14 protein-coding genes are annotated in these 19,796 nt (G+C 64.9%); 13 read left to right on the top strand and 1 reads right to left on the bottom strand.

Annotated elements, in window-relative coordinates; translation table 11 throughout:
- Positions 1–2: 2 nt before the first annotated feature.
- Positions 3–710: a response regulator transcription factor gene (locus KIH07_RS20030; protein WP_226493640.1), complete on the top strand. Its 708-nt coding sequence runs from the start codon at positions 3–5 to the stop codon at positions 708–710.
- Entirely contained in the window at positions 707–2,134 is a 1,428-nt protein-coding gene (locus KIH07_RS20025; protein ID WP_226493639.1) for a sensor histidine kinase, read from the top strand. The genes KIH07_RS20030 and KIH07_RS20025 overlap by 4 nt, the downstream gene beginning before the upstream one ends.
- An 11-nt stretch (positions 2,135–2,145) precedes the next feature.
- Here KIH07_RS20025 and KIH07_RS20020 read toward each other — a convergent pair whose 3' ends face one another.
- Positions 2,146–3,033 (bottom strand): dienelactone hydrolase family protein, encoded by an 888-nt coding sequence (locus KIH07_RS20020; RefSeq protein ID WP_226493638.1) that lies wholly within the window; start codon positions 3,031–3,033, stop codon positions 2,146–2,148.
- A 340-nt stretch (positions 3,034–3,373) separates the two neighbouring features.
- Here KIH07_RS20020 and KIH07_RS20015 point away from each other — a divergent pair, with 340 nt between their 5' ends.
- The 11 genes from KIH07_RS20015 to KIH07_RS19965 all read left to right on the top strand — a co-directional run bounded on the left by KIH07_RS20015 (position 3,374) and on the right by KIH07_RS19965 (position 19,793).
- On the top strand, positions 3,374–3,700 hold the full coding sequence (locus KIH07_RS20015; protein ID WP_226493637.1) for a PqqD family protein: 327 nt from the start codon (positions 3,374–3,376) through the stop codon (positions 3,698–3,700).
- Between the two features lie 61 nt (positions 3,701–3,761).
- On the top strand, positions 3,762–4,850 hold the full coding sequence (locus KIH07_RS20010) for an ATP-grasp domain-containing protein (RefSeq protein ID WP_226493636.1): 1,089 nt from the start codon (positions 3,762–3,764) through the stop codon (positions 4,848–4,850).
- Complete coding sequence (locus KIH07_RS20005) at positions 4,847–6,277, top strand: hypothetical protein (RefSeq protein ID WP_226493635.1); 1,431 nt, start codon at positions 4,847–4,849, stop codon at positions 6,275–6,277. Before KIH07_RS20010 ends, KIH07_RS20005 begins: the two co-directional genes overlap by 4 nt.
- Before the next feature lie 72 nt (positions 6,278–6,349).
- Positions 6,350–8,584 (top strand): urea transporter, encoded by a 2,235-nt coding sequence (locus KIH07_RS20000; RefSeq protein WP_226493634.1) that lies wholly within the window; start codon positions 6,350–6,352, stop codon positions 8,582–8,584.
- A 54-nt stretch (positions 8,585–8,638) separates the two neighbouring features.
- Positions 8,639–10,243: an ABC transporter substrate-binding protein gene (locus tag KIH07_RS19995; RefSeq protein WP_226493633.1), complete on the top strand. Its 1,605-nt coding sequence runs from the start codon at positions 8,639–8,641 to the stop codon at positions 10,241–10,243.
- A 219-nt stretch (positions 10,244–10,462) separates the two neighbouring features.
- Positions 10,463–12,265 carry an arsenical pump-driving ATPase gene (arsA, locus tag KIH07_RS19990; RefSeq protein ID WP_226493632.1) on the top strand — a complete coding sequence of 601 codons (1,803 nt, stop codon included), beginning with the start codon at positions 10,463–10,465 and terminating at the stop codon, positions 12,263–12,265.
- 58 nt (positions 12,266–12,323) lie between these two features.
- Entirely contained in the window at positions 12,324–15,281 is a 2,958-nt protein-coding gene (locus tag KIH07_RS19985) for a type I restriction-modification enzyme R subunit C-terminal domain-containing protein (protein WP_226493631.1), read from the top strand.
- The gene (locus tag KIH07_RS19980) at positions 15,278–16,639 is read left to right on the top strand and encodes a restriction endonuclease subunit S (RefSeq protein WP_226493630.1); all 1,362 of its coding nucleotides are present in this window, start codon (positions 15,278–15,280) and stop codon (positions 16,637–16,639) included. The genes KIH07_RS19985 and KIH07_RS19980 overlap by 4 nt, the downstream gene beginning before the upstream one ends.
- 20 nt (positions 16,640–16,659) lie before the next feature.
- On the top strand, positions 16,660–18,291 hold the full coding sequence (locus KIH07_RS19975) for a TIGR04141 family sporadically distributed protein (RefSeq protein WP_226493629.1): 1,632 nt from the start codon (positions 16,660–16,662) through the stop codon (positions 18,289–18,291).
- Positions 18,292–18,305: 14 nt separating this feature from the next.
- Entirely contained in the window at positions 18,306–19,166 is an 861-nt protein-coding gene (locus KIH07_RS19970; protein WP_226493628.1) for a GIY-YIG nuclease family protein, read from the top strand.
- Between the two features lie 126 nt (positions 19,167–19,292).
- On the top strand, positions 19,293–19,793 hold the full coding sequence (locus tag KIH07_RS19965; protein ID WP_226493627.1) for a hypothetical protein: 501 nt from the start codon (positions 19,293–19,295) through the stop codon (positions 19,791–19,793).
- Positions 19,794–19,796: the final 3 nt, after the last annotated feature.

Raw genomic sequence — 19,796 nt, 5'->3', positions numbered from 1 at the left:
GCATGCACCGCGTTTTGCTCATCGACGACGACGAACAGCTGGGCCCGCCGCTGGCCACGTATTTCCAGCGTTTTGAACTCTCGCTGACCCACGCCCTGCGGCCCAGCGAGGGTTTGCAGCGGTTGCGCGCGGGCGGGTTCGACGCTGCCATCCTCGACGTGATGCTGCCCGAGATGGACGGCTTCGAACTCTGCCGCACCATCCGCAAGGAGAGCGACATCCCCATCGTCATGCTCACCGCGCGCGGTGACGTGATGGACCGCGTGGTCGGCCTGGAGATCGGGGCCGACGACTACCTGCCCAAACCCTTCGAGCCGCGTGAGCTGGTGGCGCGCCTGCAGACGGTGCTGCGCCGCCGCCGCGCCAGCCTGGCGCCGCAGTCGCCCGCCGCGGCCGACGCGGCGCAGGGCGAGCTGCGCTTCGAAGGCCTCACGCTCGACCCCGCGCGCCGCAGCGTCACCCGCCAGGGCGAGCCGGTGGAGCTCACGGGCACCGAATTCGAGCTGCTGATGCTGCTGGCGCGCGAGCCGGGCCGCGTGCACAGCCGCGACGACATCCTGAACCAGCTGCGCGGCCACGAGGCCGAGCTCTACACCCGCGCGGTGGACATCGTGGTGAGCCGCCTGCGCAAGAAGCTGGAGCCGCTGGACTGCATCAAGACCCTGCGCAACGCCGGCTACTCGCTCGCGCTGCGCCGCCTCGCGCCATGAAACACCGGGCCACGCCCCACGCGCGCGCTGCGACCGCCCCCCACGCGCGCAAGCCCTGGCACCGCCGCGCGCGCCAGCGCCTGAGCCACTCCATCAAGCTGCGGCTGGTGCTGGTGTTCGTGCTGCTCGCGCTGGCCATGGCATTTACCTTCGTCGGCGGCGCGCAGAAAGCGTTTTCGCTCGGCTGGCGCGAGGCCGCGCGCCCACTGCTCATGGACTACGTGGACCGCCTCGCCGCCGACGCCACCGTCGGCGGCGCGCCCGACATCGAGCGCGCGCAGGCCATCACCCGGCGCCTGCCGCTCACCATCGACATCACCGGCCCACGCATCCGCTGGCGCTCGCACCCCGATCAAGGCAAGCCCGACTGGCTGCGCGACCACCCGGGAATCGAGCGCCAGGCCGGCACCGGTGAGCGGAACGGCGAGCGCTGGGGTGGCGAGCGCGACTGGCAACGCCTGCTTTCGCGCACCACGGCCGACGGCCACACCATCGAGTTCGGCCTCAACGACGCGGCCTTCGAGCGCCGCCCGCGCCTGCTGGGCTATACCTTGAGCGCGTTGCTGCTGCTCACCCTGCTGGCCTTCCTGTACGTGCGGCGCCTGCTGCGCCCGCTCGACGACATCCAGGCCGGCGCGCAGCGCTTTGGCGCCGGCGATTTCGGCCAGCCCATCCCCGTGCGCCACCCGCGCAAGCCCGACGAACTCGGCCAGCTCGCCACCACCATCAACACCATGGGGCAGGACATCCGCCAGATGCTCGACGCCAAGCGCGCGCTGCTGCTCGCCATCAGCCACGAGCTGCGCAGCCCGCTCACCCGCGCCCGGCTCAACACCGAGCTGCTGCCCGAAACCGCCGAGGTGAACCCGCAACGCGAAGCCCTGCTGCGCGACTTGCAGGAAATGGCCCGCCTCATCACCGACCTGCTGGAGAGCGAACGCCTGGCCGCCAACCACGCCGCCCTGCAGACCGAGCCGGTGGCGCTGGAGGCGCTGGCGCGCGAAGTCATCGGCGAGCTGCAGGCCCGCCACCCCGAGGCGGCCCACATCGCCGTGCACGCCACGCCCGGTCTGCCCACGCTGGCGCTGGACCCCGCGCGCATGCGCCTGCTGCTGCGCAACCTGCTCGACAACGCGCTGCGCCACAGCGCCGGAGCCTCCTTGCCGCCCGAGCTGCACCTGCGCGCCGAGGGCGAAGGTATCCAGATCGAGGTGCGCGACCACGGCCCCGGCGTGCCCGACGAGCAGATTCCCCACCTGGCCGAACCCTTCTTCCGCCCCGACACCGCCCGCACCCGCGCGCAGGGCGGCGTGGGCCTGGGCCTGTACCTGTGCAAGCTGGTGGCCCAGGCGCACGGCGGCACCTTCGCCGTGCGCAACGCGCGGCCCGGGTTGTCGGTGGTGGTGTCCTTGCCGCCGCGCTGAGGGCCGGCGGCTTACTTCTGGGCCAGGCGCTCGCCCTCGCGGCCCGGGCGGCGGCTGAGCCCCTCGAAGAACGCGAGCATGCGATCCCGGCTGTCGTCGGCGGCCTGGGGGTTGCGGCCCACCAGCTTGCCCAGGTAGCGCTGGGGCACGATGTCCAGGTCGAAGGAGTGGGCCGCTTCCGGGTAGATGATCAGCTGCAGGTCCGCACCGGTGGAGCGCACGCCTTCGCATTCGCTGGCGGGCACCCAGTCGTCCTGGCCGCCGCCGAACACCAGCAGCGGAGCCTTCAGTTGCACGGTGCGGCGCTCGAAGGCGCCGCACCAGGGGTAGAAGGCCACCACCCCGCGAAAGCCGTCGGTGGCGCCGGTCTGGCCATGCGGGCCATCGCCTTTGGCCACCTTGATCGCCACGGCGCCGCCGTTGCTCTGGCCCATGAGGAACACGCTGCCACGGTCGACAAAGGGCTGTGCCTGCAGGTAGCGCAGCGCGTCGTGGGCGTCGTAGGTGCGGTAGTCGAGTGCTTCCGTCAGCCGATCGATGCTCTCGCACATCTTGCCGCCGCCCTGGTTGCGGGGGCCGAAGCTGTCGAGGTTGAGCACCACGAAGCCCTTGCTCACCAGATGTTCGGCGTAGCGGTTCATGGTGTAGCGAACCGGCGCTTGCCAGCCACCGCAGCCGTGCATCAGCACCACGGCCGGAAAGGGGCCGTCGCCTGCGGGCCGCGAGAGTTCGGCCCGCAGGGTGATCTTGTTCGCGCTGTGGCCCTGTGTGGCCTCGAACGTCACCCGTTCGCTGGCATGCGCCGAGTGGGCCAATAGCAGGCCGATGGCCAGTTTGCCCAGCCACCGTGGCAGCCAGCATGGCAGGGCGCGTTTGGCGAGACCGCTTGTGTGTTTCAAATCGTTCAACCCTATGGCGTTGCGTTGTCGGGCGCCCCGTCATGGGCCGATCCAAGGCCTGAATTTTCGGATGCGCCCCTTGGCACTTGAGGGTGCAACCGGCCAAAGGCGCTCATTCCTGCGCGAACGGCGTGCCTGGCTCGCCGCCAGTCCTCCCCGTCGCCCAAGGTCAAAACACGTGAAAAAGCAAGCTTTCGTGTGATTTTTGGCTACAAATCTGTAACCATTTTCATTAAACTGTGTAGGCACTTAGGCTCGGTCGCCTGAAGATGGCTAGTCATTTCGTACTCAGATGCGAACATGGGTGGGCATGGGGCTGACCGAATCAAAAGGAGCCTTCATGAACGAGACGAACAGGCCAGGCGCAGAGGCCTTGGACCCCGATCAGACCTTGCCAAAGGGTTCGGGGCGGCTGCGGTTCTTCGGCGAAGAATTCGTGCTTGACACGGTGTCGGGCCTGTTCTACCGGCTCACACCGGCGGCCCATTTCGTGTTGCGGGCCCATGAACGGGGTGTGCGGACCCACCAGTTTCCCGGGCTTTTGCGGCAGCGCTACGGCATCGACCCGGCGAGCGCCACGCGCGACGTCGAGTTGCTGCTCAATCAGATGGCCTCCATGGGGTTGCTGGACCCACCGCCACAGCGGACCCAGGAGGCCGGGGTATGAGCGCCGCCCGGCCGTTCCGAAGGCGCTCAGCCCCGAAGTGCGCAGCACGGAGGGGACTTCCATGACCGCCGCCCAGCGCAGCGTGGCGGTCACCGGCATGCACCGTGGCGAGAGCCCCCAGCCCGGGGCTTCCGTGGTGGCCAGTCTGCGCCGCCAGTTTCCCGGGCTGCGCACGGTCGGCCTTTCCTACGATCCGCTGGAGAGCAGCCTGTACGGGCAGGGGGACGATCACCCCGATGCGGCCTACCTGATCCCGTTTCCCGGTGCGGGCGCGCAGGCCTTGCTCGACCGGCTGGACATGATCCGCCAGAGCGAAGACATCGGCCACATCATTCCCTGTCTCGATTCTGAAATCGACAACTTCCTGCAGCTCGAAGAGCCGCTGAAGGAGCGCGGCATCCGCTGCGTTCTGCCCACCCGGCGCTCGTTCGAGGATCGGCACAAGGCCTCGCTCTACGGTTTCTGTCTGCGCCACGGCATCCCGAGTCCGCTCACCCTCGTTGCCCACGATCCGCTGGCGGTGGAGCGTTGTGCGGCCGAGGCCGGCTATCCGGTCTATGTGAAGGGCTGGCTCTACCACGCCGAACTGGTTCACTCGCGCGAGGGGCTGGTGGCCGGGTACGACGAGATCGTGCGGGCCTGGGGCTGGCCCGTGGTGGTGCAGGAAGTCCTCGTGGGTGAGGAGTACGACGTGGCGGGCGTGGGCGATGGCGAGGGCGGCATCGTGCAAAGCTGTTCCATCCGCAAGCTCCTGCGCACCGCGCATGGCAAAGGCTTCGCCGGCATCGTCGTCTCGGACCCGGCCATGGATGCGCTGTCCGAAAAAATCATCCGTGCGCTGCGCTGGAACGGCCCCTTCGAACTCGAGTTCATCAAGGTGCCTGGTCGCCCGCACGCGCTGATGGAGATCAACCCGCGCTTTCCGGCCTGGATCGACTTCCCCTCGCAGATCGGGTGCAACCTGCCCGCGCTGCTGTTCGAGCGGCTGCTCGGGCACGACGTCAAGCCCCCACCGACCTGCAAACCCGGCCAGATGTTCGTGCGCCACAGCGTGGATCTCGTGGGGGATTTCGCCGACTTTGCGGCCATGGCCAGCAGCGGAGAGCGCATCTTCCGGCCCCTTCAGAAACCAGAGCAGCTCACACCATGAACATGAACAACGACTACCTCCCGCCCACCATCAGCGCCGAGCTGGGGCGGCACGCGCTGGATGCTGCCGCCGACCGCAACCTCTACGCACGCGGCACGCGCACGCCCACCCTGTTCGAGATCGACGGCCTCCCCGTGGCTGCGCTGGTGCAGCAGTTCGGCTCGCCGCTGTTCGTGTTCTCCGAGCACGACCTGCGTGAGAAGGCGCGCCACTTCCGGGCCGCCTTCACCAGCCGCTACGAGAACACGCGTTTCGCCTGGTCCTACAAGACCAACTACCTCTCGGCCATCTGCCAGGTGTTTCACGAGGAAGGCTGGATGGCCGAGGTGGTTTCGGACTTTGAATACCAGAAGGCCCGCAAGCTGGGCATCAAGGGCAAGGACATCGTGTTCAACGGGCCGTTCAAGCCGCGTGCGATCCTGGAGCAGGCCATTCGAGAGCGGGCGCTGATCCAGATCGACAACTGGGACGAGCTCGGCCTCATCGAGGCCCTGACCCGGGATCTCGATGAACCGCTGGAGGTGGGCATCCGCGTCTGGCTCGATGCCGGCATCCGCCCGATCTGGACGAAATTCGGCTTCGCGGTGGAAAACGGCGAAGCGGCGCGCGCGGCCCACCGCATCCAGGCGAACCTGAAGCTCTCGTTGCACACGCTGCACACGCACATTGGCACCTACATCCTCGATCCCGATGCCTACCGCGTGGCCGTCACCAAACTGCTGGCCCTGCGCGAGCAGCTCCATGCCGCCCAGCAGCACTGGGTGCCCTGCATCAACCTGGGTGGGGGCTTTCCCTCGAACAGCCTGCTGCATGGCATGACCGGACCCGCCGAACGGGTCGTGCCGCCCATCGACGCCTACGCCGAGGCCATCACCGAAGTGCTCAACCACCTGCCCCCCGAACAGCGGCCCCAACTGCGCTTCGAGAGTGGGCGCCACCTGGTGGACGAGGCCGGTTATCTGCTCACCTCGGTGGTGACCATCAAGGGCATCCGGCACCCCATGACCGAGCAGGCCGGTCTGCGCGACTACAAGGAACAGCTGCTCGTGGGCGAGGCCACCCAGACCAGCTACGTCATGGACGCCGGCATCAACCTGCTCTACACCGCGGCCTGGTACCAGATGGACGTGCTGCCCTCGCGCACCATCGAGGCGCCGCCAGCGCCGTCGCGTCTGTACGGCCCCCTGTGCATGGTGATCGACGTGCTTCGCTACAGCATCGATCTGCCGCCGCTGAAGGTGGGTGACATCCTCACCATGCGCCCGGTGGGGGCCTACAACGTGTCACAGGCCATGCAGTTCATCGACTACCGCCCGGCGGTGGTGCTCATCGGCATGGATGGCAAGCCCGAGCTCATCCGGGCGCGCGAGGTGCTGCACGACGTGGACGGCCCCGAGCGCATGCCCGCTCACCTGGTGCACCCATGAGACACCCTGTGTCAACCCCCGGCCGTTCCGAAGGCGCTCAGCCCCGCAATGCGCAGCACGAAGGGTAGTCCTGTGAACACAGCCCAATCGCCCCCCATCGCCGTGCGCGCCGAAGCCGCCGCACCGACAGGCGCCACGTTGCGGGCCCTGCGTGCGTCGGTGCGGGGCTGGGTCGAGGCCTTCGGGCAGGCGCTGGGCAGCGTCTTTTTCATCGGGCGGCCCTGGCTGGGGCTGCTGCTCTGGGGCGCGTTGCTGAGCAGCCCGGCGTTGGCCTTGTTCGCGCTGTGCGGTCTGCTGTCGGGCGTGCTGGTCCAGTGGGTCCTGCGCATCCAGGACGCGCCGGGTCTGGGGGGTGGCATCAAGGCCAATGCGCTGCTGACAGCGGTGGTCTCGGGCTGGATGAGCAGCCCCACGGGCATGCCCTGGGCGCAGCAACTGGTGCTGGCCGCCGCTGCGGCGATCGCTGCGGCGCTGGTGACCGCGGCCCTCATGCGCATGTTGGCGCGCAGCTTCCTGCCCGTGCTGCTCTGGGGCTATTGCCTGGTCGCGGCGATGTTGTTCAGTGTCTGCCCGGATTGCACCGTGCGCGCGGCTTACACCCTGCCGGTCTGGCCGGTGCCGACCGATGCCCAGGGCTGGCTGGGCAGCTTCCTGCGTTCCATGGCATCGCTCATGTACTCGCCGCATGCCGTGGCCGGCGTGCTGGTGTGCATCGCGGTGGTGATGTGGTCGCGCGCCATGTTCCTGGCCGGGTTGGCGGGCTGGATCGGGGGGGTGGTGCTGTCGCTGGGCTTCCAGCGGCTGGGGCTGAGTTTTGTCTGGCTGCCGCTGTCGTACAACTATTTCATTGCCGGTATGGCGCTGGGCGCGGTGATCTTCCTGCCGGGGCGGCTGAGCCTGCCGGTGGCCGCCGTGGCCGGCGCGCTCACCGCCTTCTTCGGGCTGGTGCTGCAGTATGTGCTGGGCTGGTCGGCCGCCAGCTACCTGCCGATGTCTTCGGCGCTGGCCATCTGGGTGGGCATGGGCGCGCTCACGCTCGCTGGCGAGCGGGCCATCGTGGAGCGCAACGCCACGCCGGGCGAGCCGCCCGAACAGCGTTGGTGGAAAGAAGCTTGCTGGCACGCGCGCTACGGTCGCACCGTGCCGCTGTTTGCCGTGCCCGTGGCCGGTGAACTGCAGATCGCCCAGGGCTTTGATGGGCGCACCAGCCATATGGGCATGTACCGCCATGCGCTGGACTTTCAGCGCTCCCCCGCGGCCGAGGCAGTGGCCGGTTCGATCTGGGGGGCCGCCGTCACGGCACCGGCGCCCGGCATGGTCGAGCGGGTGCACGACGGTGTGGCCGACAACCCGCTGGGCGTCTGCAACTACGCCGAAAAGTGGGGCAACCATGTGGTGATCCGCCTGGACGCTGGCGGCTGGGCCATGCTCGCGCACCTGCAGCTGGGCACGGTGGCGGTGGTGCCGGGGGCCCGGGTCGAGACCGGCAGCTACCTCGGCCGGGTGGGCAATTCCGGGCGTTCACCGGTGCCGCACCTGCACCTGCATCTGCAGGGCTCACCCGAGCCCGGTGCGGCCACGCGCCCGTTCCGGCTGGCCAACTATTTCACCGCCGAGGCGCCCGGCAGCGCACTGACGCGCTGGCACGCTTCGGCGGTCCCCCCCGAGGGGGAGATCCTGGCCCAGGCCCAGGCCAATCCCGCGGTCTACGGCACCCTGGTCGGCATGGCCCCGGGCACCGCGGTCTGGACCAGCGAGGTGGAGGGCGACATCCCGCGTGCGTTCCATCCCGGGCCGGCCCGCATGCAGCAGCTCCAGGTGCGTATCGACAGCCTGGGCGAGCAAGTGCTGGACGCGGGCCCACAAGGGGGGCGCCTAGTGCTGGGCCTCGATCCCGATGCACTGCGCGTCATGGCACTGGACGACGCGAGCGCGCCGCTGCTGCGCTTGCTGGCGATGGGGGCTGTTTCCATCCCGTATGCGGTGCGCGTGGGCACCCAATGGAGCGACGTTGCACCGGTGGTGCCCGGCGGCGGCTGGTGGCGGCCCTGGTCGCTGCTGTTGGCGCCTTACCGGCCCCATCCGTTTCCCGTCGTCAATTGCACCTGCGCCGTCGTCGTGGACACCGGCGTGAGCGGTTCGACGCTGGCGTGGGTGAGCACGCTGCAGACACCCGATGCGTCGGGGCCGCACAGGCTCACGTGTCGGTTTGCGCCCCTGCGGGGGTTTGTGAAGCTCCAGGCCGAGTTTGCGACCGGGGTTCTTACCTTCCGTCTGCTGTCCTTTGATCCAGCCCCACCGGGTTGAGGACGTGGGCGGCTTGGAGGGTTTTGTTTTGTGTCAACCCTGATGGAGGCCATCATGAAGATGAAGTTGGAAAGAAGATCCGCATTGGCGCTGGCCGTTCTGGCCGTGCCCTTGGTGCTGACGGGCTGCGCCAACGTGCTGCGCGTGGCGCCCCACGCCGAACTCAAGGTCTATGACCCGGTGTGGACCACCGCGTACATCACGCGCAACCACGGCTACCTGATCTACGACACCCTGTTCGCGATGGACGAAAACTTCGAGCCCCAGCCACAGATGGTGGACCAGTGGACCGTCTCGGCCGACAACAAGACCTGGACCTTCACCCTGCGCGCAGGCCTGAAGTGGCACGACGGCACCGACGTGACCGCCGAGGACTGCGTGGCCTCGTTGCAGCGCTGGGGCAAGCGCGATGGCGCGGGGCAGCTGCTGTTTCGCGATGTCGAAAGCCTCACCGCCCAGGACGCCCGCAGCTTCACCCTGAAACTGCGCGAGCCCAACGGCCAGGTGCTGCAGACGCTGGCGAAGGTGTCGGCCAACGTGCCTTTCATGATGCCCAAGGCGGTCGCTGCAACCGACCCCTTCAAGCCGATCAAGAGCAAGGTCGGGTCCGGCCCTTATCTATACAGCTGGGCACAGTCGAACCCCTTCTTCAAGACGGTCTATCTCAAGAACAAGGACTACGTGCCACGCACGGAGCCGCTGTCGATGGCCGCGGGCAACAAGGCCGGTCAGGCCGACCGCATCGAGTGGATCTACCACGACACGCCCGAGGACATGGCCGAGGCGCTGATCCGCGGCGATGTGGACTACATCGAGTCGCCCCCGGCCCGGGTGCTGCCCCGGTTCGAAGGCAAGGAAAAGATCGTGGTGAACTCCACCGATCCGCTGGGCAACATCGCCATGGCGCGCTTCAACATGCTGCAGCCCCCGTTTGACAACGTGGCTGTGCGCAGGGCGGTCCTCATGGTGATGCAGCAGGAGGACTACATGCTCGCCGCGCTGGGGGACCCCAAGTACTGGCGCACCTGCTACTCCATCTTCCCCTGCGGCACCCCGTTGTCCAACGACGCGGGCAGCGCCGCCATGAAAGCGCCCGGCCTGGACGCGGCCCGCAAGGCCCTGCAGGACGCCAAGTACGACGGCACACCGGTGGTGATCCTCAACCCGGTGGACAGCCCGGTGATCTCGGCCCTCACGCAGGTCACCGCTGGCAAGCTGCACGCCATGGGCATGACGGTGCAGGTGCAGAACATGCCGTGGGCCGAGCTCACGCAGCGCCGCGTGAACCGGGGGCCGGTGAAAGACGGGGGCTGGAGCATGTTCCACACCTGGTGGCTCGCCGGTGACCTGATCGACCCCTCGACCATCGCCTACTCGGGCGATCCCGAGACCGGCTGGTTCGGCTGGCTCAAAGACGCCGAGCTCGAAGCCCAGCGCGCCGCCTTCGCCCGGGCCATGACGCCCGCCGACCGCAAGGCCGCGGCCGAGAAAGTGCAGCAGCGCATCGTCGACGACGCGGCCGTGGGCATCCTCGGGCAATTCTTCGAGCCCGTGGCCTACCGCACCAACGTCAACGGCATCACCGGTCCCATCCAGTTCTACTGGCAGATGTGGGTCGAGTCGCCTTTCATGCGCTCGCCCAAGCAGCCCGCCCGCTAGGATGAAACACCCCCCGCGCCGCTTCGCGTCACCCCCCTCAACGGGGGCGGCACTGGCCGTCCGGCAAAGCCGGCCCGGCGGTGCCCTGGGTTGGGCCGTTTCATACGGCGCGGGTGGCGCTCCGGCACCATAGAAAACTGAAGTGGAGTGGACGCCGCAGCTTCCCCTGGCTTGTTGTGCGTCATGGTCGGCGGGCCGGGGGTATGCGATGCTGCGGGCATGAACACCCCCACGCTCCCCGGCTTCGCCACCGCGCCCACGCGTTTCCTGTTTTTCACAGGCAAGGGTGGGGTTGGGAAAACCTCGCTCTCCACCGCCACCGCCATCGCGCTGGCCGATGCGGGCCAGCAGGTGCTGCTGGTCAGCACCGACGCCGCGTCCAACCTGGACGAAATGCTCGGCGTGCCGCTGTCCAACCGGCCGGTGGCCGTGCCCGGTGTGCCGGGCTTGCAGATGCTCAACATCGACCCCGACACCGCCGCCGAGGCCTACCGCCAGCGCGTGCTCGCACAGCTCGAAGCCAGAGCCAGCGACGACGAGCGCCAGACCGTGCGCGAACAGCTCTCGGGCGCCTGCACCACCGAGATCGCCGCCTTCGACGAATTCGCCGCGCTGCTGGCGGGCGAGGGCATCGACGGGGGCTACGCCCATGTGGTCTTCGACACAGCGCCCACCGGCCACACCCTGCGCCTCTTGAGCCTGCCCAAGGCCTGGACCGGTTTCCTCGCCGGCAACGACCGCGGCGCTTCGTGCCTGGGCCCGCACTCGGGCCTGAAGATGCAGGAAGCGCGCTTCAAGGCCGCGCTGCAGGCCCTGAGCGATCCCAAGCTCACCACCGTGGTGCTCGTCACCCGGCCCGACCCGCGCCCCATGCAGGAAGCCGCGCGCACCGCTGAAGAACTGCGCCAGCTCGGCCTGGCCAACCAGCGTCTGGCGGTCAACGGCGTGTTCCACGCCATCAGCGCCAGCGACCCCATCGCCAACGCCATCGAAGCCCTCGGCCGCCAGGCCCTGAACGAAATGCCCGACGCGCTCGCGCGCCTGCCGCGCGACGAAGTGCCGCTGCGCGCCTTCGACACCGTGGGCCTGCCGGCGCTGCGGGCGCTGCTCGATGGCGCTGCACCAACATCCGTTCGCCCTGAGCCTGTCGAAGGGCTTGCCCAACCCTCACCCAGTCCTGACCCCTTGCCCGCCGAGCCGCTGTCCAGAATGGCCGACGAGCTCGCCGCCATCGGCCACGGCCTCATCATGGTCATGGGCAAAGGCGGCGTGGGCAAGACGACGATTGCCGCCGCGCTCGCCGTGGGCCTGGTGCAGCGTGGCCACAGCGTGCACCTCACTACCACCGACCCGGCGGCCCACGTGGCCGAGGCGCTGAACGGCAGCCTCCAAGACCTCAAGGTCGGCCGTATCGACCCCAAGGCCGAGACCGCCGCCTACATCGCCAAGATCATGGCCACGCGCGGCAAGGCGCTGGACGAACAAGGCCAGGCCCTGCTGCTCGAAGACCTGCAATCACCCTGCACCGAAGAAGTGGCCGTGTTCCATGCCTTCAGCCGCGTGGTCAACGAAGCGCGCAGCGCTTTCGTGGTGCTCGACACCGCCCCCACCGGCCACAGCCTGCTGCTCATGGACGCCACCGGCGCTTACCACCGCCAGATGACGCGGCAGTACGAAGGCAAGGCAGAGGGCAAAGGCCTGCACATCATCACGCCGCTCATGCGCCTGCAAGACGCCAGCATGACGCGCGTGATCATCGTCACACTGCCCGAAGTCACCCCCGTCAGCCAGGCCGCCGCGCTGCAGGACGACCTGCGCCGCGCCCAGATCGAACCCTGGGCCTGGGTCATCAACAAAAGCATCGCCGCCACCGGAACGACAGACCCGCTGCTGCGGGCGCGGCTGGCGGGGGAGATCCGGCAGACGGAGCGGATTGCGGGCGGGCTGGCGAAGCGGACGTTTGTGCTGCCTTGGTTGCCGGAGCAGCCAGTGGGGGTGGAGGCGCTCGCGCGGTTGGTCTAGAGGCCCGGTGGCGGCCCCTAGAATGCAACAAGAGGAAACAACAACAAAACCGCCACCCATGACGCCCGAGGCCCGCGCCCGCCAGACCATCGACGCGCTGCTCACGCAGGCGGGCTGGCACGTTTGCGATGTGGCCAACGCCAACATCCATGCGGGCGACGGCGCCGTCAAAGGCGTCGCCATCCGCGAGTTCCCGCTCAACCCCGGTCACGGTTTCGCCGACTACCTGCTCTACGTCAACGGCAAAGCCTGCGGCGTGATCGAAGCCAAGAAAGAAGGCGCCACCCTCAGCGGCGTGGAGGTGCAGAGCGCCCGCTACGCCCAGGGCCTGCCGGCCACTTTGCCCGCCTGGCGCCGGCCTCTGCCCTTTGTGCTCGAGTCCACGGGTGTGGAAACCCGCTTCACCAACGGGCTCGATCCTTCGCCGCGCGCCAGAGCGCTGTTTGCCTTCTTCCGGCCCGAACTGCTTTTCGCATGGCTGCAAGCTGCGGTGCCGCCATCTGCCCATGTGCTGGCGGCAGGCACCGTGCCCACTGGTGAACCTGCATCGGCACTGCTGGCCCCGTCGGGCACCTTCCTCGCCCGCTTGCAACACATGCCCCCGCTGGTCACCGAATGGGGCCAGGGCGGCGCCAGCTACCAGCTCTGGCCCGCGCAGATCAAGGCCATTCAGAACCTGGAAATCAGTCTCGCCGCCAACAAGCCCAAGGCGCTTATCCAGATGGCCACCGGCAGCGGCAAGACCTTCACCGCCATCAGCTTCATCTACCGGCTCATCAAGTTTGGCGGCGCGCGGCGCGTGCTGTTTCTGGTGGACCGTGGCAACCTCGCGCGCCAGACCAAGAAAGAGTTCGACGCCTACGCCTCCCCGCACAACGCCTACAAGTTCGGCGAAGAGTTCATCGTCCAGCACCTGCAAAGCAGCCAACTCGACGGCAGCGCCCGCGTGGTCATCTGCACGATCCAGCGCATGTTCAGCATGCTCAAGGGCCGCGAGCTGGCTGAAGAAGACGACGAGGTCTCTTTTCTCCCTCTCCCGCCTGCGGGAGAGGGCAGGGGTGAGGGTGATTTGTTCAAAGACCCCGAGCCCATCGGTTACAACCCGGCCATCCCCATCGAGAGCTTCGACATCGTCGTCACCGACGAAGCCCACCGCAGCATCTACAACCTGTGGCGCCAGGTGCTGGAGTACTTCGACGCGTACCTCATCGGCCTCACCGCCACACCCAACAAACAGACTTTCGGCTTCTTCAACCAGAACCTCGTCATGGAATACGGCCACGCCCAGGCCGTGGCGGACGGTGTGAACGTCAACTACGACGTCTACCGCATCAAGACCGAAGTCACCGAAGCAGGCGCCAAGGTGGACAAAGGCTACTGGCTGGAAACCCAAGACAAAGCCACCCGCCGCAAAACCGCCTGGCAGCTCGACGACGACTTTGAATACCGCCCCGAAGAGCTCGACCGCGCCGTGCAAACGCCCGACCAGATCCGCACCGTGGTGCGCACCCTGCGCGACAAATGGAACGTGGACCTGTTCCCCAACCGCCAGGAACTGCCCAAGACCCTCATCTTTGCCAAAGACGATAACCACGCCGAAAAGATCGTCGAAATCCTGCGCGAAGAGTTTGGCCGCGGCAACGAATTCGCCCAGAAAATCACCTACCGCACCACGGGAACCAGCCCCGAACAGCTCATCAAAGACTTCCGCACCGCCTACTACCCGCGCGTGGCCGTGACCGTGGACATGATCGCCACCGGCACCGACATCAAGCCGGTCGAAATCGTCATGTTCATGCGCTCCGTGAAAAGCCGCAGCTTCTTCGAACAGATGAAAGGGCGGGGCGTGCGCATCTGCAACCCCACCGACCTCATGCAGGTCAACCCCGGCGAGCACCTGCGCAAAGACCACTTCGTCATCGTCGACTGCGTGGGCGTGTGCGAACGCGACAAGACAGACAGCCGCCCCATGGACCAGAAAAAGAGTGTGCCGCTCGACAAACTGCTGCAAGCCGTGGCCCTGGGCAATGTGGAAGACGAAGTGCTCTCCAGCGTGGCCGCCCGCCTGAGCCGGCTCGACAAAGACCTGGACAAAGCCGATCAGGCCCGCATCATCGAAGCCAGTGGCGGCCACAGCCTGCGCGACCTGGCCCGAGGCATCGTGCAGGCCCTCAATGCTGAAGACGATGACTCCACTCCCTCTCCCGCTGCGGGTGAGGGCAGCGCCTTCGCACAAGCATCGCGCCTGCAACAAGCCGCCCAACCCTTCACCAACCCCACCCTGCGCGAACTCATCCTCAAGCTCAGGCAGAAAGCCGATCTGGTCATCGACACCGTCACACAAGACAGCCTGCTGCACGCCGGTTTTGCCGAAGGCAGCGACCGCGCCAAAGAACTGGTGCAAAGCTTCGAAGCCTTCATCGCACAGCACAAAGACGAAATCACCGCCCTGCAAATTCTCTACAACCGGCCCACCCGCGCACCGCTGAAGTTCGAAGACATCAAGGCCCTGGCCGACGCCCTGCACAGCCCGCCGCATCTCATTGACGAGTCCGCCCTCTGGCAGGCCTACGCCGCGCTGAACAAGACCCGCGTCAAAGGCACCAGCCAGCGCCGCCTGCTCACCGACCTGGTGAGCCTGGTGCGCTTCGCCATGCAGCAAGACAACGAACTCGTGCCCTACCCTGAACGCGTGCAAGCCAACTTCAAAGCATGGCTGGCCCAGCAATCTCAACGTCCTCTCCCGCAAGCGGGAGAGGACTCCCCGAATTCACTCCCTCTCCCGCTTGCGGGAGAGGGCAGGGGTGAGGGCTCCCCGCATTCCCCCTTCACCCCCGAACAACTCCATTGGCTAGAAATGATCCGCGACCACATCGCCGCCAACCTCGGCATCGACATTGAAGACTTCAGCTACGCCCCCTTTGAACAGGAAGGCGGTCTGGGCAAGGTGCACCAGCTGTTTGGGGCGGAGCTGCCGGTGGTGATTGAGACGTTGAATCGGGAGTTGGCGGCGTGAGTGAAGTGGCAGAAGCCGTTGCTGTGAAGCGCGTTCCGTTGAGCGAAGCGGCTGAGATCAACCCCAAAGTAGACCGCTTCCTGCTGTCAGACGACACGCTGGTTTCGTTTGTGCCCATGGCCTCAGTGGGCGCGGCCAACGGGAGAATTGACGTGAGCACGACTCGCCCCTATGCCGAGGTCAAGAAGGGTTATACGGCGTTTCGCAGTGGAGATGTGCTGTTCGCCAAAGTCACGCCTTGCATGGAGAACGGCAAGATGGCCGTGGCGCGCAACCTGAGCAATGGCCAGGGCTTTGGTTCCACAGAGTTTCACGTTTTGCGCCCGCGTGAGGGAGTGGACTCAAGTTACCTCTATCACTTCGTTTCCAGTTCCAGCTTTCGCAAAGAGGCAGCGCGGCACATGACCGGCGCGGTCGGGCTGCGTCGTGTGCCCTCCGCCTTTTTGCAAGACAAGTTGATTCCACTGCCCGAGCTGGACGAACAGCGCCGCATCGTCGCCGAGATCGAAAAGCAGTTCTCCCGCCTCGACGAAGCCGTCGCCAGCCTCCAGCGCGTCAAGGCCAACCTCAAACGCTACAAAGCCGCCGTCCTCAAAGCCGCCGTCGAAGGCCGCCTCGTAGAAACCGAAGCCAGCCTCGCCCACCGCGAAGGCCGCAGCTACGAGACCGGAGAACAGCTATTGCGGCGTTTGACTGAAACAAGACGAGATAGGCGCGGACGTCTTATCGAGCACAAGGGTGCTCCTTGCTCCGATGTGGCAGCACCTGATGGATGGGCTGTTGCCATGGTCCCGCTGGTCGCGGACATCGCAAGTGGGAATACTCCAGCAGGTGTACTGGATGCGGCAAGGGCAGACGGGGATGTTCCATGGTTCAAAGTGGGTGATATGAATCATCCAGATAACCAGTATTTCCTTCGGCATGCCGATGCTTGGCTGTCTAGATCGGACGTCGCAAGGCTTGGCCTTCGTCTTTTTCCAGAACAGACGGTTCTGTTTCCAAAGCGCGGTGGTGCAATTGCTACGAACAAGAAGCGTCGCTTGGATGGCGCGGGTTGTGCGGATCTGAATGTCATGGGGCTGACACCGATTGATTCTGTTGCCGCCTACTTTTTTGTTTGGTTCGATGGAGTTGATTTGGGCAAGCTGTCAGACGGGTCAAATATTCCCCAGATCAACAACAAGGACATCGAACCACTTTGTGTGCCGCTGCCGCCATTGGCTGAGCAGGGTCGCATCGTCGCCGAGGTTGATCGGCGCCTGTCCATCCTCCGAGAAGTCGAAGCCGAAGTCGACACCAATCTCCAGCGCGCGGAGGCGCTGAGACAGGCGACGTTGGGGGCCGCCTTTCGCCATTAGGTACTTAAAAAGGGAGACGTATGAAGAATGCAAAAGCATCGAATACAGACAGTGTCAAAACACCAGTGAGTATCTATCTGGTCCGCACGACACAGGTCGATGAATTGAAGAAGACATTCACGGGACGTTCAGGCGTAGCTATATCGGGTCCCGAAGGGGTGGAGGGTAGCTTTTATGCTTTGCCGTCGGATCCCTCCGAGCCGAAATGGTGGTCGGAAGTTAAAGCTCTTTTAGCACCTGGATCTGACGTCGAAGAAATTACCTCTCAAGTCGCTGGGGGATTAATGTTGCTCAATTTGAGCAGCAGAATGTTTGCGGTTTCGTTCGGCACAGGTTGGCTTCGATTGAATGACGAATGGCTGGAGCCTGATTTCGGGCGCCAAGTCGCACTGAACGCGATTCCTCATGACAAGTTAATTGAGCTCAAGGCTGAACAAGTATTCGCTCGCCGACACGTTTCCAGTGAGCGTGCCCCAGTGTCCTCTAGTCGGACTGCGTTTGGATTGGATTTCGATCGGGACTTGCTCGGTGTAGTTGAAGGGGTTCCCGAGAATGCCAAACACCTCGGTTCATCGGTATGCGGTGGAACGAGTCTTCGTCTGAAAATCGATATTCGGAATCTCTTTGATGCACTGGAGGAGGCTCTGACTCTTTACGGCAGCAAGGATTATCAAAAAAACTGGCCTGAAGTTGACAATTTGGTAAGGGTGAGGGATGGTGCCCTCATAGCAACATTGGACGATTTGTTGGATGCGGCCCTTTCTGGCCCAACAAGCCCTGCTTCGCCATTGCTGGTGAATAGCGGACCGCGTCGCGACGATGAGCAATTGGCATCGCTATTTGCCATCGGAAATTTACCGCGAAAGCCTAAGGGAGGTTCGCGCAGTGGTGCCCCGTATCTCATGCGCGGTGTTTGGGATAGTTTGCTCAAGTCGCAAGGCATAGGGGCAGGCCTAGTGTCTGCAAGGTCAACCGCTGTGCACGCTTTGGATGCCAATGGCGAAGAGCTTTACAGCACTGACATCTACAGCTGCTTGGCTTTCGAGGCCTCCTTGACCGACGCGGCCGGAGTGATTCGCCCCTACGTCTTGTCGCAGGGCACTTGGTATCAAACGAATTCAAATTTCGCAAATGACGTAATTTCGAAGTTGAAGGTCTTGGCAAATAATCTGCCTCCGCAGCGCTTGCTTCCTTGGGCTGCGCCAGAACACGAAGGGGTCTATAACTCGCGAAACGTTACTGGAAACATGGTGCACTTTGACGCAAAACTTGTTCACTTTGGTGGAGGTCAGTCGAAGTTTGAGTTTTGTGACTTGATGGATCCGACTACTAGAACTCTATATTTTGTAAAGATTGCTGTGAACTCGAGTCACATGAGTCATCTTGCAGAGCAGATTCGACGGACTTCGGAGTTGTTTTTTGCTGCTGATCCAAAATTCCGAGCAGCTCTTGCGGAGGTCGTGAAAAAGCACAATCCGACTATGAATACCGCTTGGGTAAGCAGCAGGCCGAGGCATGGTGACTGGAATTTGTGTCTCGTCCCTCTTGGAAAGACACTTCAAGAGCTCCCGTTCTTTGCGAAATGTGGTGTCTACCGCCTTGCGAAGGAGCTGGAGTCTCGTGGGCACTCCTTTGTTTGCGATGAACGTTAAAGGTCCCATCTCAGATGATCCCATTCTCCCTCCGCATCTTCGTCGCCGACGGCGACCCCGACGGACTGCGCATCGTCGATCGCTTCAACGCCAGTGCCCGCGCCGTCGTGTTCCCGCGCGCCTTACTACCGCAAGTGAAGACCCGGCCCGAGTTGCAACAGACCGGGGTGTACCTATTGCTTGGCCCGCGACCAGACGGCGAGGGGGAGTTGCTCTACGTGGGCGAGGGCGACCCGATCCTCCCGCGCCTGCAAGACCACCAGTCGAAGAAAGACTTCTGGACCCGCGCCATCGGCTTTGTGGCGGTGGGCGGGCTGCTGAACAAGGCGCATGTGCAGTTTCTGGAGGCGCGGCTGGTCGCGCTGGCCCGCGCGGCCAAGCGCGTGCCGCTGGACAACGGCAACTTTCCTGGCGAACCCACCCTGAGCGAGGCCGACCGGGCGGACATGGAGGTGTTTCTCAGCCACATGCTGGGGATGCTGCCGGTGCTGGGGGTGCATGCGTTTGAGTCGGCGCCGGCTGTTGCCGCCAAGGCGAGTCCGCTGCTCAGCTGCAAGGGCAAGGGCGTGTTGGCCAGCGGCTACGAGGCGAGCCAGGGCTTTGTGGTGAAGGCAGGTTCGCAGGCGGTGCCCGAGTCGGTGCCTTCCATGCAGCAGCATGTGCGCGGCATGTTCGACGTGCGGCAGGATCTGATCTCCAACGGCGTGCTGGCGCTGGCTGACGGGCTGTACCGCTTCACGCAGGACTACAGCTTCACCTCGCCCAGCACGGCAGCGGCTGTGGTGCTGGGCCGCCCTGCCAACGGACGCATCGAATGGAAAGACGCGCAGGGGCGGACACTGAAGTCACTGCAGGAGGCGGAGGCTGGGGCGTGAGCCGACACCTCCCTGTCAAAGCTGATTTCTGTATGAAAATCCAGTGTGGTGCGCCAACAAATTCCACAAAAGCGGAGGGTCTTCGGGGTATCTCTGTGTTCTCCGAGGATTTCGAGGTGTTAAGCTTTGCCTAAACAATCTTACTTTCTGACCGAAATCAGGCTGGATGATTTTCCAGATACCAAGGGGGCTCCCTTGGCAGAAGGGCGGTTCCGTCCGGTTTCTTTTTGTTCAGACGGAGAACGCCGTGAGAGCGCGGTGATCTTCGAGGCCTTGCAGGCGCTGAAGGCAAACGATCAGAAGGCGGCGTTCAAGGGCTTGAGGCACTTTGTGAAGCTGGCGCAGCTTGGCAAGCCGTTTGATCAGCTGGTCGACAAGAAGACGGTACATGAGGCCTTCGCGCCATTCTTTTGTGATGTGACGCAGAAGGAAGAGACGGTTTGGCGGTACAGGCATGGCGACATCCGCATCCTGTTTTATTACGCCAGCGGCAAAGTGGTTTTGCTGGCTGATGCGTTGGCCAAGCGCAAAGATGCGTTGTCGGACAAAGAGAAGAACCGGGCCAAACAGGCCGTGGTGGATTTTTTGAAGGCGTCCCAATCTGGGGACGGTATCCAGTGGATTTGAAAT

The organism is Hydrogenophaga taeniospiralis (assembly GCF_020510445.1).
Lineage (GTDB): Bacteria > Pseudomonadota > Gammaproteobacteria > Burkholderiales > Burkholderiaceae_C > Hydrogenophaga.
Note: the sequence above shows the minus strand (reverse complement) of the source record. Positions and strands in the feature narration are given on the sequence as shown.

Bases quoted from the DNA above. Each gene is read 5' to 3' on its own strand.
- KIH07_RS20030 (WP_226493640.1), top strand. From the start codon at position 3: ATGCACCGCGTTTTGCTCATCGACGACGACGAACAGCTGGGCCCGCCG.
- KIH07_RS19970 (WP_226493628.1), top strand. From the start codon at position 18,306: ATGATCCCATTCTCCCTCCGCATCTTCGTCGCCGACGGCGACCCCGAC.
- KIH07_RS20005 (WP_226493635.1), top strand. From the start codon at position 4,847: ATGAACATGAACAACGACTACCTCCCGCCCACCATCAGCGCCGAGCTG.
- KIH07_RS20015 (WP_226493637.1), top strand. From the start codon at position 3,374: ATGAACGAGACGAACAGGCCAGGCGCAGAGGCCTTGGACCCCGATCAG.
- KIH07_RS19975 (WP_226493629.1), top strand. From the start codon at position 16,660: ATGAAGAATGCAAAAGCATCGAATACAGACAGTGTCAAAACACCAGTG.
- KIH07_RS19985 (WP_226493631.1), top strand. From the start codon at position 12,324: ATGACGCCCGAGGCCCGCGCCCGCCAGACCATCGACGCGCTGCTCACG.
- arsA (WP_226493632.1), top strand. From the start codon at position 10,463: ATGAACACCCCCACGCTCCCCGGCTTCGCCACCGCGCCCACGCGTTTC.
- KIH07_RS20010 (WP_226493636.1), top strand. From the start codon at position 3,762: ATGACCGCCGCCCAGCGCAGCGTGGCGGTCACCGGCATGCACCGTGGC.
- KIH07_RS19995 (WP_226493633.1), top strand. From the start codon at position 8,639: ATGAAGATGAAGTTGGAAAGAAGATCCGCATTGGCGCTGGCCGTTCTG.
- KIH07_RS20025 (WP_226493639.1), top strand. From the start codon at position 707: ATGAAACACCGGGCCACGCCCCACGCGCGCGCTGCGACCGCCCCCCAC.